Source organism: Methanolobus halotolerans, from assembly GCF_004745425.1.
GTDB lineage: Archaea > Halobacteriota > Methanosarcinia > Methanosarcinales > Methanosarcinaceae > Methanolobus > Methanolobus halotolerans.
Genome location: NZ_PGGK01000023.1, coordinates 1 through 14,536, shown reverse-complemented (window position 1 = coordinate 14,536; position 14,536 = coordinate 1). Strand labels below are relative to the sequence as shown.

General features: G+C 44.3%; 18 protein-coding genes, 1 tRNA gene, 1 other RNA gene and 1 pseudogene. 5 read left to right on the top strand and 16 right to left on the bottom strand.

The annotated features are described in order from the left end of the window. From CUN85_RS13685 to CUN85_RS12515, 11 genes and pseudogenes are all read right to left on the bottom strand, one after another. Nucleotides 1–127: transposase (locus tag CUN85_RS13685; RefSeq protein WP_205804316.1), on the bottom strand; the 127-nt coding region annotated here is incomplete at its 3' end. 100 nt (nt 128–227) lie between these two features. Next, complete coding sequence (locus tag CUN85_RS12565) at nt 228–890, bottom strand: ATP-binding protein (protein ID WP_135390655.1); 663 nt, start codon at nt 888–890, stop codon at nt 228–230. Beyond that, a pseudogene (locus CUN85_RS13465) lies at nt 887–1,240 on the bottom strand (AAA family ATPase). Before CUN85_RS13465 ends, CUN85_RS12565 begins: the two are co-directional and overlap by 4 nt. 540 nt (nt 1,241–1,780) lie before the next feature. After that, complete coding sequence (gene rpl12p / locus CUN85_RS12550) at nt 1,781–2,092, bottom strand: 50S ribosomal protein P1 (RefSeq protein ID WP_135390653.1); 312 nt, start codon at nt 2,090–2,092, stop codon at nt 1,781–1,783. Nucleotides 2,093–2,148: 56 nt separating this feature from the next. Next, nucleotides 2,149–3,177, bottom strand: a complete 1,029-nt coding sequence (locus CUN85_RS12545) for a 50S ribosomal protein L10 (RefSeq protein ID WP_135390652.1) — start codon at nt 3,175–3,177, stop codon at nt 2,149–2,151. After that, complete coding sequence (locus CUN85_RS12540; protein ID WP_135390651.1) at nt 3,178–3,819, bottom strand: 50S ribosomal protein L1; 642 nt, start codon at nt 3,817–3,819, stop codon at nt 3,178–3,180. A gap of 163 nt (nt 3,820–3,982) precedes the next feature. Next, nucleotides 3,983–4,468, bottom strand: coding sequence for a 50S ribosomal protein L11 (locus CUN85_RS12535; RefSeq protein WP_135390650.1), 486 nt, complete (start codon nt 4,466–4,468; stop codon nt 3,983–3,985). A 39-nt stretch (nt 4,469–4,507) separates the two neighbouring features. Continuing rightward, the gene (locus CUN85_RS12530) at nt 4,508–4,975 is read right to left on the bottom strand and encodes a transcription elongation factor Spt5 (protein WP_135390649.1); all 468 of its coding nucleotides are present in this window, start codon (nt 4,973–4,975) and stop codon (nt 4,508–4,510) included. A 2-nt stretch (nt 4,976–4,977) separates the two neighbouring features. After that, nucleotides 4,978–5,145, bottom strand: a complete 168-nt coding sequence (locus CUN85_RS12525) for a protein translocase SEC61 complex subunit gamma (protein WP_394346227.1) — start codon at nt 5,143–5,145, stop codon at nt 4,978–4,980. Nucleotides 5,146–5,373: 228 nt separating this feature from the next. Next, the gene (gene ftsZ, locus CUN85_RS12520; protein WP_135390647.1) at nt 5,374–6,483 is read right to left on the bottom strand and encodes a cell division protein FtsZ; all 1,110 of its coding nucleotides are present in this window, start codon (nt 6,481–6,483) and stop codon (nt 5,374–5,376) included. Between the two features lie 29 nt (nt 6,484–6,512). Then, complete coding sequence (locus CUN85_RS12515; RefSeq protein WP_135390646.1) at nt 6,513–7,934, bottom strand: D-aminoacyl-tRNA deacylase; 1,422 nt, start codon at nt 7,932–7,934, stop codon at nt 6,513–6,515. Nucleotides 7,935–8,138: 204 nt separating this feature from the next. Here CUN85_RS12515 and CUN85_RS12510 point away from each other — a divergent pair, with 204 nt between their 5' ends. Further along, nucleotides 8,139–8,792 carry an MBL fold metallo-hydrolase gene (locus CUN85_RS12510; protein WP_135390645.1) on the top strand — a complete coding sequence of 218 codons (654 nt, stop codon included), beginning with the start codon at nt 8,139–8,141 and terminating at the stop codon, nt 8,790–8,792. 23 nt (nt 8,793–8,815) lie between these two features. Then, the gene (locus CUN85_RS12505; RefSeq protein WP_135390644.1) at nt 8,816–9,163 is read left to right on the top strand and encodes a ribonuclease P protein component 4; all 348 of its coding nucleotides are present in this window, start codon (nt 8,816–8,818) and stop codon (nt 9,161–9,163) included. Here the strand turns inward: CUN85_RS12505 and CUN85_RS12500 are convergent. The 3 genes from CUN85_RS12500 to ffs form a co-directional block, all read right to left on the bottom strand. Then, nucleotides 9,149–9,379 carry a hypothetical protein gene (locus tag CUN85_RS12500; RefSeq protein ID WP_135390643.1) on the bottom strand — a complete coding sequence of 77 codons (231 nt, stop codon included), beginning with the start codon at nt 9,377–9,379 and terminating at the stop codon, nt 9,149–9,151. The two genes, CUN85_RS12505 and CUN85_RS12500, sit on opposite strands and share 15 nt — an antisense overlap. 70 nt (nt 9,380–9,449) lie before the next feature. Beyond that, nucleotides 9,450–9,534, bottom strand: a tRNA-Ser gene (locus CUN85_RS12495). A gap of 61 nt (nt 9,535–9,595) precedes the next feature. After that, an RNA gene (gene ffs, locus CUN85_RS12490) (signal recognition particle sRNA) lies at nt 9,596–9,910 on the bottom strand. 637 nt (nt 9,911–10,547) lie between these two features. Between ffs and CUN85_RS12480 the strand changes: the two genes are divergently transcribed. Continuing rightward, nucleotides 10,548–10,787 carry a winged helix-turn-helix domain-containing protein gene (locus CUN85_RS12480; RefSeq protein ID WP_135390642.1) on the top strand — a complete coding sequence of 80 codons (240 nt, stop codon included), beginning with the start codon at nt 10,548–10,550 and terminating at the stop codon, nt 10,785–10,787. A gap of 23 nt (nt 10,788–10,810) precedes the next feature. Here the strand turns inward: CUN85_RS12480 and CUN85_RS12475 are convergent, their stop codons facing one another. Continuing rightward, nucleotides 10,811–12,187: an ATPase domain-containing protein gene (locus tag CUN85_RS12475; RefSeq protein ID WP_135390641.1), complete on the bottom strand. Its 1,377-nt coding sequence runs from the start codon at nt 12,185–12,187 to the stop codon at nt 10,811–10,813. 96 nt (nt 12,188–12,283) lie between these two features. Between CUN85_RS12475 and CUN85_RS13115 the strand changes: the two genes are divergently transcribed. Continuing rightward, nucleotides 12,284–12,427: a hypothetical protein gene (locus CUN85_RS13115; protein ID WP_167848886.1), complete on the top strand. Its 144-nt coding sequence runs from the start codon at nt 12,284–12,286 to the stop codon at nt 12,425–12,427. A 25-nt stretch (nt 12,428–12,452) separates the two neighbouring features. Here the strand turns inward: CUN85_RS13115 and CUN85_RS12470 are convergent, their stop codons facing one another. Next, nucleotides 12,453–13,232: an ATPase domain-containing protein gene (locus CUN85_RS12470; RefSeq protein WP_135390640.1), complete on the bottom strand. Its 780-nt coding sequence runs from the start codon at nt 13,230–13,232 to the stop codon at nt 12,453–12,455. 851 nt (nt 13,233–14,083) lie between these two features. On the opposite strand from CUN85_RS12470, the gene CUN85_RS12465 reads away from it, so the two are divergent. After that, nucleotides 14,084–14,536: S-layer protein domain-containing protein (locus CUN85_RS12465; protein WP_268921651.1), on the top strand; the 453-nt coding region annotated here is incomplete at its 3' end.

Below are 14,536 nucleotides of genomic sequence, written 5' to 3'. Positions count from 1 at the left end.
GAAGCTCTTTTAAACGTGCCTCAATCTCATTTTCTAAAACATTTCGTCTATATTTAGAACACCATATTAAATGAAAACCGATGTTATACACTGTTGTATTGCTATGTTTCCATCGTTCTGTTGCCATGACAATGTATTATATGTCTGGCAGATATATAATATTTATGATTATCTATAAGGTGAGGTACGATTCATCCCACAGCTAAATCAGTGGGCTTTCTCTACCCCTACGCCCCGTTAGTCGTAAGAATAAGACCCTCTTGCAGATCATATGTTTTCATGGCTTCAAGCAAACCATCAAGTTCTCTTTTCATGGTATCTGGATCTTCCATACTTTTGGTCACTTGGATTGCTTCCCTGATGCGATAACCTTCCCTTATGACAAAATCGCATTCTTTCTTGTCCCTATGGTAATATACTTCCTGTGACCTTCTTTTCAGTTCCATGAACACGTTGTTCTCAAGGATACGCCCATAATCCTCTGATGTTCTGTATCCCAGTATCCTTGCGATGGCCGTATCTACGAAATATATCTTTTTATTTGAATAGACCTGTGTCTTAAGGGATGGAGAGAACTTTGGCACCAGATAGCTGTTCTCTAGGTATCCAAAATATTCCTTTATAGTTGTTGCACTGGAGAGGCCTGCCAGGTTCTTGATACTGTTGAAACTGATCTCCTTTGCTATATTCGATGCAGCAAAGTAAACAGTTGTCTTTAGTGCCTGTTCGTTCCTGAGATTATATCGTGCTATTATGTCCCTGTAGAGTATATTCTCATATAATGTCTTAATGTAGAGGTCATCCATGAGCTTAACATATTCAGGTATCCCTCCTGTTTCAATATATTCATTGAAGTACCGCTTTATTGTACTCTTCTCGACTGTTGTCAACGTTTCTGGCAGGATGAACTATGTTCTTTGAAATAAAGGAACTCCTTGAACGAATATGGATACAATGAATAACTCAGGTGTCTGCCTGTCAGGTGAGTTCCAAGTTCACGACTTAGCATAGTTGCATTTGAACCTGTGATGTATACCTTTTTATTATCATCATGAAGGCGTCTTACAAATCTTTCTCAGCCCTTTATGTTCTGTATCTCATCGAAAAAAAGGATATCTCTTTCACCATACATCTCTATCAGCAATTCGTACATTGTCTGAAAGTCTTCTATTGTAAAATCAAAGAACCTTTCATCGTCAAAGCTCACAAAATAGCTCGCATTTAGATGGTCTTTTCTGATTTCATTTATAAGTGTTGATTTGCCAGCTCTTCTAAGTCCGGATACAATAATGATAAGGTCTGATCTTTTATCTGTTCTTATCCAGCAGTTCTCTTTTTACCAGGTCCTCAACTTCTTTTATTGTATCGTTCTGCTCTTTTAGTATGACCTTTAGTTTATCTTTGTCCATAATTCTTAGTTGTCTTTGTTGTTTATAATATATTTAGCTTGCAAACCAAATAATAACTATTTATATTTAATTAGTAAACCACTTACCTAAAAGTTATACCATATCCGACAGTTGCAGCAACTACTTCCACAAAGGTATGAACTTTATATCACTCTCTTCATCTGCAAGTTCCTATGTGAGGATTATCAGTTCTGCATATATGTTTTGGCGAACTCATGCAGACCTTCAGTTTTCCGGGCATCTATTTTGCTTGCGTACGGACTTACAGTTAAGGTCTCATATCAATTTCTGATGTAAGGTGCCAGATGCGGTAAATATGGCTGGTAAAAAAAAGAAGATGTTGCTCGCACGGGGCGAGCAGTAGTTTGTTCTTATCCGAAAAGTGCACCGAGACCGGCCATTCCGTCCTCTTCTGCTTCTTCTGCGGTTTCTTCTTCAGTTGCTGCTTCTTCCTCGGCGGGTGCTGCTTCTGCTTCTGCTGGTGCAGCTGCTGCTGCAGGTGCTGCTATTGCTGCTGTTGCCATTGCCTCTTCGATGTCAACATCTTCAAGGGCTGCAATGAGTGCCTTGGCACGTGCATCGTTAACTTCTGTACCTGCTGCCTGAAGTACGGCAGTAACTGCTTCTTCTGTAATGTCTTTACCAGCTTTGTGCAATAAAAGTGCTGCATATATGTATTCCATGTGAAATCACCTTTTGTTTATCAATGTAATTTATGTATAAATGTCTGATCTTATTCTCATCCAAAGAGTGCTCCGAGACCGGCCATTCCGTCCTCTTCTGAATCCTCTTCTTCCTTCTCTTCGACTGTTTCCTCTGCTTCGGTTGTTTCGGAAACTTCTGCTACAACAGCAGCTGTAGCCCTTGCGCCAAGTACTTCTTTCAGTTCATCATCAACAGCCTCTTCGTTATTGGCAGATGCTGCAGATGCAACCGAAAGCATCTGGGATTGTGCTTTTCCAAGCAGGGGGCCCATGATCTCCGGCTCGAACACGGTTGCGTTGATTCCCAGGTTGCGTGACTCTGTTGCAGCCTTGGAGATGATCGCAATGATGTTTTCTTTTGTCGGATATGTTGCATTGACTGACAGGTTGAATGCCTGGCGGGTTGCCAGAACGATGTCTGAGAAGTATTGGTTCTCATCAATTGCCAGGACGTCCGGTGTAAAGATAGCTCCGGATTCCAGGACTGCCCTGAGATCAAGACCTACCGTTACAGGGTATATCTCAAGTCTTGTGAGCATTGATGCTAATTTCTGCGAAACGACCTCACCTGCTTTTGCAACGGTCTTTTTCTCTTTAACGACTACTTTTCCACCGTCGATAGCTGCAGGTATTCCGACGCTTTGCAGATCGCCCAATATCGGCCCGGGTGGGAAACTTGTCGGACCTGCTTCGACTATGATGTCATTAGGTGCGATTGCTCCGCCTTTGATGGGAGATGGACTTTTGCTCTGCTCCATTACTTTATAAAGTTTGAATGGATTGTTCTCCGTGAACACCAGAGCGGTCTGTACGTCAATGTACTCTTCCATTTTATTGACGTCATCACTTGACTTGTCAAATGCTCTTTTAATAAGTGTGTTCCTTGCCACTTTCAAAACAGCTGTACCCTGGAGACTCTTTCTCATTTTCTGAAGCTGCTTCGCAGGTATTCCTCCGATACCTACTACTCCGAACAGGGGATAGTTGTCAATGAGTTCCTTTATGTCCTCAACTTCCTTTTTCTTCCACTGAGGCACATGTTCTGTGTGGTGAACTTCTTCCATTTACATCACCTTCACGGATTTTCCCATGGTAGTTGTAACATAAATCGACCTTATGTTATGTTTTCCCTTTTCAAGGGATTGCTCGACCCTGTTCAGAACAGTCTCGACGTTATCTGCAAGGTTGTTGATGTCCATATCCTTGCGCCCGATCGATACGTGAAAAGTAAGTTTGTCTTTGGATCTTATCCTGATGGAACTTCTTGCACTGTTAATAAGGTCTGCAACGTTCTTGCCGGGTGGCAGGGGCGTTGGCATTTTTCCTCTCGGACCCAGAATTGCACCCAGGTTTTTACCGATCTGGGCCATATACTGAACCTCTGCAATAAAGAAGTCACATTCATTGGCAATACTTCTTGCACGTGCTTTGTCTGAAGCGAGTTCCTCCAGGTCTTCCTCTCCGAAGACATACTCGACTCCTGCTTGCTTTGCCTGAAGACCAACTTCTCCTTTTGCAAATACAGCGATCTTCAGATCCTTTCCAAGGCCGTGCGGCAATAGGATACCTTCATCGACACGATTTTTGGGTTGGCTCATGTCAAGATTCTTTAAGTTGATTGCCAGATCCACGCTTTCTGCGAACTTACGCTGCGGTGATTCTTGCAATAACTGATTAATTGCATCTATTATATTTTCTTCTGCCATTCTTTACCTCCCGTAGTTTGAACGTAATGTTCAGGCAGGACCATTTCGGTCTACTACGGCTGTTTTGTTTAAATCCATCAGACAGAACTCAATCGTCTAATGGGCTCTCCTTTATTTAAGCAATAGTTTTAAACTTATCGGTTAAAGCTGATTTTGCCCGGGGTTACCAGGCCTCGTTTGCGAGCACGTCATCAAATTTGCCTTCTTCTACTTCTTTCTGGCATTCTTTTGCGTGCATTCCTTCAGCATTTACGCCCATTGGTACGCATGCTCCAAGGACTTCCTTTACAGCTGCCTTTAATGTATAGGAAAGTATGTCGTCCTTTTTCATACGGGCTATCTTTGCAGCCTGGGGTATGCTGAGGTCGCCTACGACTTCAGTGCCAGCCAGACCTGAGCCCTTCTGGATGCCAAGCTCCTGAAGGATCAGTGCGGCGGTTGGCGGGGTACCGACTTCTATCTCAAAGTTCTTGTTCGAATCAACTATTACTTTGACAGGGACCTGCATCCCATTGTAATCTTTTGTTTTCTCATTGATCTTCTCGATCACGTCTTTGACGTTAATCCCGAGGGGTCCAAGAGCCGGACCAAGTGGGGGTCCGGGATTTGCTCTTCCTCCGGGGACCAGTGCTTCAACAACATCTGCCATTTGAATATCACCGTTGGATTTTGATTAATAATAAATTTATCAGGAATTTTCCTCTTCTTCTTTCCTGAGGACTCTTACAGTATCACCACGAATAGTTATAGGTATCGGTACGACAGCATCAAAGAGCTCAACTGTAATCTCTTCATGACCTTCGTCCACTCTCTTGACACGTGCTCTCTCACCTTTGAAAGGCCCGGATGTAACCTCGATGATCGCTCCCTCTGTGATACCTGTGACAGTTGGTTTGGGTGTAAGGAAATGTGATATCTCCTCTATAGTCGATTTTCCTTTCACAACTGTCCTTGCATGTGGAACTGTCTGGATGGCCTGTTCCACTACGCCTGGCTCAGGAGCTTCAATAAGCACATATCCCTTGAGTTCATCGGGTGCAATGATGGCCCTGATGTCCAGATGGTCCTTCCGTGCAACCAGGGTTATCATATTTGCAACGGAACGTTCTTGATTTGCGGTTGTCTTTACAACGAATATTACCGATTCTTCGACCATGCTTACACCAATTGTGGTATCTCTACCAGCAATAAATATATAAGGAAACCGACAAAGCCGATAGCAAGAATCCCAATTCCGGCAACCTTTGCAATCATCTGGAACTCTTCCCTTGAAGGTTTCTTTGTCAACTTGAGGACCCTGAAGTATGTTTTAAGGGTCTGTCCCATGTTTCTGTTCAGTTTGTTTAGATCAAATGCATCTTCTGCCAAGTACATCACAACCAGTCATGACTGATGAATATATAAGAATGAATTGTTTGAGGTTGCTTTGAAATATAAGCATTTCTATTAAATGCCGGATTACAGCGCCACCAAAAGAACGTCAATAATAAAATACTTTTCGATTGAAGGGTGAAAGTATCACCCTTCAACCGTTATCCTTCAAAAGTGGTAATTTCATTTCACGAAATCTATCCCATATCTTCTGGTCACGTTCTTTGCGCCTCCGTGGCCATAGATCTGCGGGGATCTCACGCCGGTCACAACGATCATTGTGCGTACGGTCTGCTCAAGTGAGTTGTCGATCTGTGCTCCCCAGATAAGTCTTGCATCGGGGTCAATGCGGCTGTAGACTTCCTGCACAACACTCTCCGCCTCCGCGATAGTCATATCGGGCCCTCCGACGACATTCACAAGAGCGGATGTGGCACCGGAGATATCCACATCTAGCAGCGGGCTGCGAAGTGCTTTCTGTACTGATTCCACCGCTTTCATCTCGCCGTCCGCTTCTCCAAGGCCGATCATGGCGACGCCGCCGTTCTGCATAACAGTCCTCACATCTGCAAAGTCAAGGTTGACAAGACCTGGTTTTGTGATAAGTTCTGTAATACCTTTAACAGCTCTCATAAGTACTTCGTCAGATACTTTGAAGGCTGCCTGGAGCGGAAGTCTTGGGACCACTTCAAGGAGCTTGTCGTTAGGCACGACAATGACCGTGTCAGCCACTTCTCTCAGCCTCTCGAGCCCTGCCTCAGCGTTTGTGCGCCTGACGTGCCCTTCTACGCCGAATGGAAGTGTTACAACGGCAATCGTCAGTGCGCCTGCATCTCTTGCAGCCTCGGCAACAACAGGTGCGGAACCTGTTCCGGTTCCTCCTCCCAGGCCTGCAGTAATGAACACCATGTCACTACCGGCTACCGCATCGGCGATATCGTCTACGCTTTCAAGAGCAGCGTCCTCTCCTATCTGGGGAAGGCTGCCTGCACCAAGTCCTCTTGTCTTCTTCTTTCCAATGAGTATCTTCCTGTCAGCGTTTATGTTCAGAAGATGTTGTGCATCGGTGTTAAGGGCAACAAGCTCAGCACCCTTTATTCCTTCGTCTGCCATTCTCTGGGTACTATTGGATCCGCCGCCGCCGCAACCTATTACTTTTATATTGGTTTGCAATTCACGTAACAGATCCTCCAGTTCGGCATTGATATTCTTATGTTGATCGGCTGCAGCCGGACTGCGAAGTTGCGACTCCTGCTCAGATCTTGCCAGTGCCTCTTCTACTATGGATTTCATCTTTTTTCCCTCAAGTGAAAATCGTATTTTTAACTCCGGGTAGGGTTATTTGGTGAGTTGATTAATGGGATCTCTTTAATATTTCGCACATGGACCATTTCCGGTCCTATCATCTTTCCATTAACTGTAACTGTTTCCCTGTTTGCCAGTTTTCCGTACAGCGGACCGGGGTCTACGCCCATCTTTTTTGCCATTTTGGGACTGAATCTTTCGGTAACTATGTACAGTAGATTCTCCTGTGGGACATATTTAACTTCATAATGCTCTTTTAGTATTTTAATGCATTCATTTGTGATATCCTGCATCGTAATTTTGCTATGTTGCGAAAGGCCAAGCATATGATTCGATATAGTCCCGTTGTCCCTTTCCAGATAAACGACAGGGAATTCTTCCAGTGAATTCAGGAAAGCTTCTCTGCCTGTGGCAACAGTTTCCTGAAACAGCTTTTCGCTTAATCTGATCTCTTTTATATTATTGTCTTTTTGCATATCTTCCTGTATTCTGCCGGATTCTGTCCTGAATTTATTTGTTATCCTGAATCTCCCTCCACTGCATAGTTTTTCCGCTTTTCCTTTTATGTTAAGGAACAGGCTCCATTTTATGCCCTTTAGCTCCCTGATCTCTCCTTCGCGCAGCACCGGGTATCCGAGTTCCCTGATCATCTCCTGCATTCTTTCTCTCTCAGCAGAGGGTATCGACTTCCTGTCAAAATATGCAAAATCTGCTCCCGACTTCTCAAAAGCTTGTTCTGCCAGGCACTTATCAACATTTGCCAGCTGATAATCCGGGAAATTGTGGCCAAATGTGATGTTCTCTTCCAGCAAAAGTTTTGTCTGCCTGCTTGCATAGTGCCCTCCGCCAAAACCAATGGCTACGGGCACTTCCTCTTCTTCTGCATCCAGGATGGCCTTTGCGACGATCTCTCCTGCATTCGGATCTGACCACTGCTCTTCCCCACTGCCAATTTCCGCATACACCATCGGGGTTCGGATGTCTGTGGGTCCGTGATGTGTGGACTCCATGTTCACTTCATAGTCAGTTCCATGTGCCAGTTTTTGCATGTTCCGGAGGATGGAACGCATGGTATAAGGTGCGGGTACTGATAACTGGAAAGGATGTCCGCCAAAGTCCGCACTTTTCAGATTTCCTGTAAAATGTGCCGTCAGTACGGATCTGCCATCATTACTTTTATGCTTGGATGCAACGATTATGAGGTCCGTATCAAATCCGTATTCTTTCATCTTCTCATCGATACGGTCCTGGTAAATGTGGTGCTGGTCGATTTCTATTATGCGATATCCGAGGCTCTCATGAATACAGGCCAGGCAGTCCCATGATCCTGGTAGATTCTCCTGTTTTTCCCATTCACCAAGCAAAAGCAGATGCTCTTTGATATTCATGCCTGCTCTGTCTACTGTCGAACAAAGTATGTTAATCTTTTTTGTATTCATGATTCCAGTTAAGTGTGTAATTCATTTTATGGGTACGGCTTGTTCAGATGATTTTATATTTTTTCGGGTTATGTTATAATTTTCCCTTTAACGATCTGCACAACTTTATGGCAATGATCCATCTCAGTAAACTTAAAACATATATGTGCCATCTGTATGACTTGATATCAGAAAAAAATAAGATAATACCAGTGAAGTGATAATGTGGGTAATGTTACAATTGATAATGTACTTATAGATTGGTTAGGGCATGCAGGCTTTATGATCAAGGCGGATGGGCTGGTGATCCATATCGATCCTTATATGCTCCAGGATACTGTTTCCCGGGATGATATGGCGGATATCCTTCTGCTCACGCATGAACATGGCAGTCACTGCCACCCGGATTCGATTAGGAGAGTTCGTAAATCTGATGCGACAACTCTCGTCCCTGAAAATATGGGTCTGCAGTTCAGGGGGGATGCGAGAAGGGTTGAAGAAGGTGACTCCCTCACAGGTGAACTGGCTATTAAAGGAGTGGGTATCGAAGTAGTCCCGGCCTACACCAGGGACTCATCATTTCATCCCCGGGAGGATGGGGTTGGTTATATTATTGAAGTAGGCGGTTTGAGGATATACCACTCAGGGGACACGGATTTTATTCCCGAGATGAGCGATTTTTCTGCTGATGTAGCATTGCTCCCTATAGGCGGGACTTCTACGATGGATGAAGTACAGGCTGCTGAGGCAACAGCTATTATTTCTCCAAAAATTGTGATACCTATGCACTATAGTGCAGAAGATACTCTGGCAGACCCTGAAAAGTTCCGCGAGCTGGTTAAACAAAAGGCTCCCGGGACTGATGTTGTTATCCTTTGATGAGTGATATGGGCAGGATGTCTATGGCTAAACACAGGCGAAAAAAAAAGGCAGTTGCAAAGGAGATTGCAGCTGAGCGTATATCTTATCTCTTTGACATGGCTGGCAGGGAATATCCCTATAATCCTGGCAGGAGTGACAGGTATGTTTCCCTTGCAAAGAAGATAGGTATGCGTTATCGCGTAAGTATTCCTTCTGAACTCAAAAAAAGGATGTGTAAGGGCTGCGGTTCATTTCTGACTCCCGGAGGTAACTGCAGGGTGCGGTTGAAAAATGGGCTACTTATTATCACATGCATAAAATGTGGGAAGGTGCAGCGCTATTTCCTTCCGCAGGAAAAACTCCCTTCCGATGCATCAGCTAATAAGTGATAATATCCTGGTGATCAGGTAGGCGACAACAAATATCACGATGCCCATGGAGAGGTAGAGGAAGATATTCCTGAACACCTCTTCTTTTTCAGAGCCTGGTTTGATCCCAAACCCTCCGTGACAGCCGCCTGAACCGCAAGAGTTGCATGCCAGGTTCTTATTATTGGGGTCTTCTGATCTTTTGTTTAGAACAGGAATTATTATTCTATCTGACATTATTGGTCCGTTATGTTCTCATTTCATTTAGTCATTCCGAAACCATTACTTGATGCAAAAGAAGTATGGACGACGAGAGGGGGATTCGAACCCCCGAGGTGCATAGCACCACAGGATTAGCAATCCTGCGCCATACCGGGCTTGGCTATCTCGTCATTAAGCAAGTTCCTTCATAAAGGTAATTCACCTATTTAACGCTTTCCGAATTAATTGAAGTGACGGGCACGCCTCAAGTCGTTGTTTTTCACATCTCCAAATAATCTGTGACCTCTTCTCCACCCCGCAGCCCTGCAAGCGACGGCTGCCCATGGTCGGTCTGCTCCCTTCCGGGCCTGGACTGGTTCCCACGGTTAAGATATGAAAACAAGTTCTCCAACAAGCCCTCATATCAACACCATCCAAGCAGGACGGGGCTTCTTAGTTGAGATCACAGGTTTGGAAATGATCCAAACATCTCCTTTTGGCTTCGTCCCCCGCATATCGACGATTTCGGGTTACAGGTAACGCCGGCCTACCCGGACTAGCCCGCCACCACCTACATGCTCATAACTGCTTATAAATGTATCCTTTGCCGGCTCTGTAGAAAATCTGTCCAAACCACTATCGACAAAAACAAAAGTAGCAAATATGTTGTGTAGCTAACGGTGCATTTACAATTATTGATAACTCTCTTTTATAGAAAACAGCGTAAAAACTGGGTCTTTAGCTCAGGGTATAAGCGTATACACACTCCTGATTCTGAATGCAGTATTCTACGGATTCCTTACTAAGGTTTCCGATAGCAGGTATGAAATATATATTACTCCATAATGTATTCCCATCCCAAATAATGAATTGCAGTGTCCTGATTGTATGGCAATATACGACAGGGATATGAATGCTGCTACCAACATCAAGAAATCTGCTATCATCGGCCAGCACATAATAGGTCTTTGATCATCGCAGGAACTACGGGAAGAGCCTGTGGACTTGTGTACGATGGTTCAGGGGATGAAGCAGGAAACAACTCAGTCCTTAGCTGAGTAGTTTCACATCCCAATATCAATGATTCCTGCAGAGTCCTTCTGCCGCTTATAAATAAATGAGTGAGAGCCTGAGCAAGAAAACAATTATAGTATGCAGTTATAATTATAGTGTATAGTCATGTTTACAATGGGAGGTAAAAAAAATGGAAGACTTGATCGGATTTGTAAGCGGTAATAACAATCGTCAGAAATTACTTGCTCTGCTGGGTTCAAAACACAATCTGGATGCGGATAAGATGGCCAAGAACATGCGTATGGCTTATCCTTCAGTGAACAAGATAATTCAGGAATTGCTTGAAAAGGATCTTATAAAACAGGAGAATGGCTCTTACAGTTTAACAGAACTCGGAGAGACAGTGGAGAGGAGGGTGCAGAGCATTTGAACCTCCTCCTCTTTCCGGAAGGGTCAGATCAATGTGTCTGTGCGTAATTTTATTCCGTCTTCTGTGATCGCGTACTCTTTTACCGATCGTCTGTGTTTTGTTCCTCTTGATTTTATTATACACATATATCTGCGGTTCTTTGCTTTGGAGTTATTGAGGACTACCACCGAGTCCATCAAAAAAGCAACATCTATCCTCTCATTGCCCGGACCCCCGGAAGGAATCATCTCGGTTGTGAACACCGATGTTATGTTCTTACTTTTGAGGTGGCTTGTAAGGGAATGAATGTACGCCCTTAATTTCAGGTTATCAGATATTGACATCTCTAAATTGTTGATGCCATCGAAGAACACCCGGCGAGCATGTATTTTTTCAATGGTGTTCTTTATGCGGACGGAGTGCTCCGCAGGGTATATATTGCCGGGGTGGGTGCAGATGAACTGAAGCAGACCGCTCTTAAGGAAGGGCTCAAGGTCCCATCCAATTCTTTTTGCATCCATTAGCAATTGGTGGGGCGAGTCCTCAAAAGTGATTATGAGGCCGGGTTCGCCGTTCTCAAGTCCGTGGTATATGAACTGCATTCCGAATATCTTCTTCCCTGTTCCGGGTCTTCCTGCTATCAGGGTGCTGCTGTATTTGAGCAAGCCTCCTCCAAGCATTGTGTCAAGACCCGGGATGCCGGCCTCAACACGCAGGTCTTCAAGTCTGAAATCCTTTTCCGGTTTTATAGGCGGATAGACTGTGAAACCACCTGATGTTATATCATAAAGGTATTTACGGGATGTGATCTCTGACCGTTTTCCGGGATCGATGCCCCGCATTTTGATAAATTCCATGTAGTGGTCAGCCCTTGAGCCGCTGTCTCCTCTTGACAGGTAGATTATCCCGTCCGAGAGGTGGCTTACCACTGATCGGTGCAACTCTGACTTGACAAGTTCACCGACAAGCAAAGTAAGCATGTCCCTTTCCTGGAGCATTGAGTCCAATGTGTAGTAGAAACGCCTCCTTTCCTGTTCCACGAATCCGAATCCCATGGGTGTGATGGGGTCTATGACCAGTCTGTCGGGCTTGACCGATTCGATCACATTCCCAATCTCTATCAATGTTGTCAAAGGGTCCTTTTCAGATAGCTGGCGGTTTATTGGGTGTACCTCGAAGGAGTCATCAAAGAAATCAAGGGTGGAGTGATACATCCTTAATTTCTCTTTTTTAGACGTGGTTATCGGGATATACAGGGTCTTTTCGCCCAGTCCTGATGCCTCTGAAAGCATCTGGAGGGACATGATAGTTTTTCCGACACCTGTTGTACCGGCTATAAGCAGGATGGCAGGTGATTTGAAACCTCCCAGTAATTCATCAAGGCTTTTAATTCCGCTGGATACTTTCTTTAGCTCTTCCATTTTCTATCTTCTATGCTTTTTATATACTATGATTTCCAAAGCATTTTATCAGGGAATTGAAAATAAATCCCGGCAATATACATCTCAGGTGATATTATGAACTATCGATGTCCTATGTGTGAAGGGAAAATGAACCGGTGGAGATATCCGGTGCTTAAAAGGCATGATCAGTTCGGTCGTGCCCTTGCAATATATAAGTGCGTGGAGTGCGGCCATGAGGAAACATATCCGGATATGTAACTCTTATGTCTGGCTATTATTCCTGTCAGAACATTGAATATACTTCTTCGTGCGGATGTATAACAAAGCCTTCCGGGGTGATGTCATACGGATGGATCTTTTTGCTGTGGTCGGATCCTCGCATCTTGTAGATTTCCATGCTTCGCATGCGCACGTTCTCATGTCTTTTATAGTACAGGACGATGGTCCCGTCTGTCACGAAGTTCTCGACCCCGAACCTGGAGGGGTTCTCATCGTCTACCAATTCGCATGTCATCATGGAAGTGAGGCCGATCACTTCAAGTGTCGTGCTCAGCTTGAGCAGCTCTATCCTTATCTTTGCAGGGTCCTGGAGATAGAAGCTCACTGATGTGGTCGAGTCGATGAGTGCGCGCCGGGCGTTGATCTCCTCCTGGGTGGCAATGAGCTGGTCCATCATTGAGCGGATGTCGAAGGGCCGGACATCGACGTGTTTTTCCTGGGAGGGGATGCCGATCTTGGTTGAACATGCATCGATTATCACCAGTTTGTTCTCTTCCTCGAGCTCCTCAAGGTCCCACCCGAACTTCATGACGTTTTCCCTTATCTGTTCAGGTCTTTCTTCTGTGGCAACGATGACCCCGTTCTCACCGTACTTGGTTATGCCGTTGTAGATGAACTGGATAGAAAAATTGGTCTTCCCTGCTCCTGATGTGCCGGATATCAGGTAAGTCCTGTCCCTCATGAGCCCGCCTCCGCACAACTCATCAAAACCGGGTATGCCTGTCTTTACCCGATTAGCCTCATCTTCCATTGAGATCTCTTCAGAAACTGCACCATCGAACATTTTACTTTTTCACTCCTTGTAATCTCGGAAATTTCCTTCAGATCCACCTATAACAGGTGAATTATGATCATGATTTACATTATCGGATAAATTCAAACGCTATGTCTTTTATTGTATTGCGCATATAAATATATTGAGGTAATCTTCAGGTTATCCCTGTGATATTTCCTTATAATTTTTCTTTGTAACCCTCCTTGTAACCATTTCTTGTAACCCTTGTAACCCTTATTATTATCATTGGACATATCCTCTCAGCTCCCGGAACACCTGCTCTGGTCAGAAGACATTTTCCAAATCATTCTATCTTCTCTATCTTCTCTATCTATCTTCAACCCGTCTCTCTCCGTGTAAGTTCTCTTCAGAGATCATATCCAAAAAAAGCACCGACCGTGATCCGGGCATGAACAGGTATTTAAACTTCAAATCCAATCAGATACCTCTGGTATCTCTCTGTGGATACACCACCATATCCAACAGAATGAGCCACCAGCACAAGTGTTATGATAAGCATACAGGATGAGCATCGACAATAAGTGAAGTAAAATTGCCATCCATGTACGTTCTTTATTAACCGTTCCTGTGGCACTTCGACATTTCCCGTCAAATGCATCGATATTTGCCATTGCAACTTGATAATTACTCGAAATCAGACCACAAAAGATTTAATACGGCAATTGTTTAATAGAACACTTGTAATCCAATATGACGGGATTAGGAGGGTGATGAAGTCTCCTTCGGCAATGAACGAATTCGACATCATGTCGTGCTCGGCCGAAGAACATCTAAAGCGCATCTGCGTTTTATGAATGATTCTCACTCTTTCACAAATTAGAACTAAACGGAGGAAAAAAATGAATAGATTTACAACAATTGCACTCGTTGCTCTGTTAGCAATTGCGGCATTTATAGTGCCTGCAAGTGCTCAGATGGATGCTATCGAAGTGCGCAGTACTGTTTATAACGGTACAGATGCCGCAGCTGGTGTTTCAATAACACCTGCAGACTTTGCTGGCTTCTTCTATGACATAGATGACAACATTGGTTCAGAAATGTTGAATATCACTACAGAGGGTACAACATCTAGGACTATTGCAGAAAGTAACCTTGCCTATTCAACAACAATTGAACAGGTTGACTATGCAGCAGACTTTGAAGCTGAGGCTGGCACATCAAATAATGGTAGCTACCCAGTTCTCGGTCTCTTTGCAGAGAAGTATGTAGCTCTCGATGACAACAGCCCTGATGAACTTGTAAAATTGCTCCTTGACAGCGATGACAAGTACACACTCAGGACCGGCTCCGCA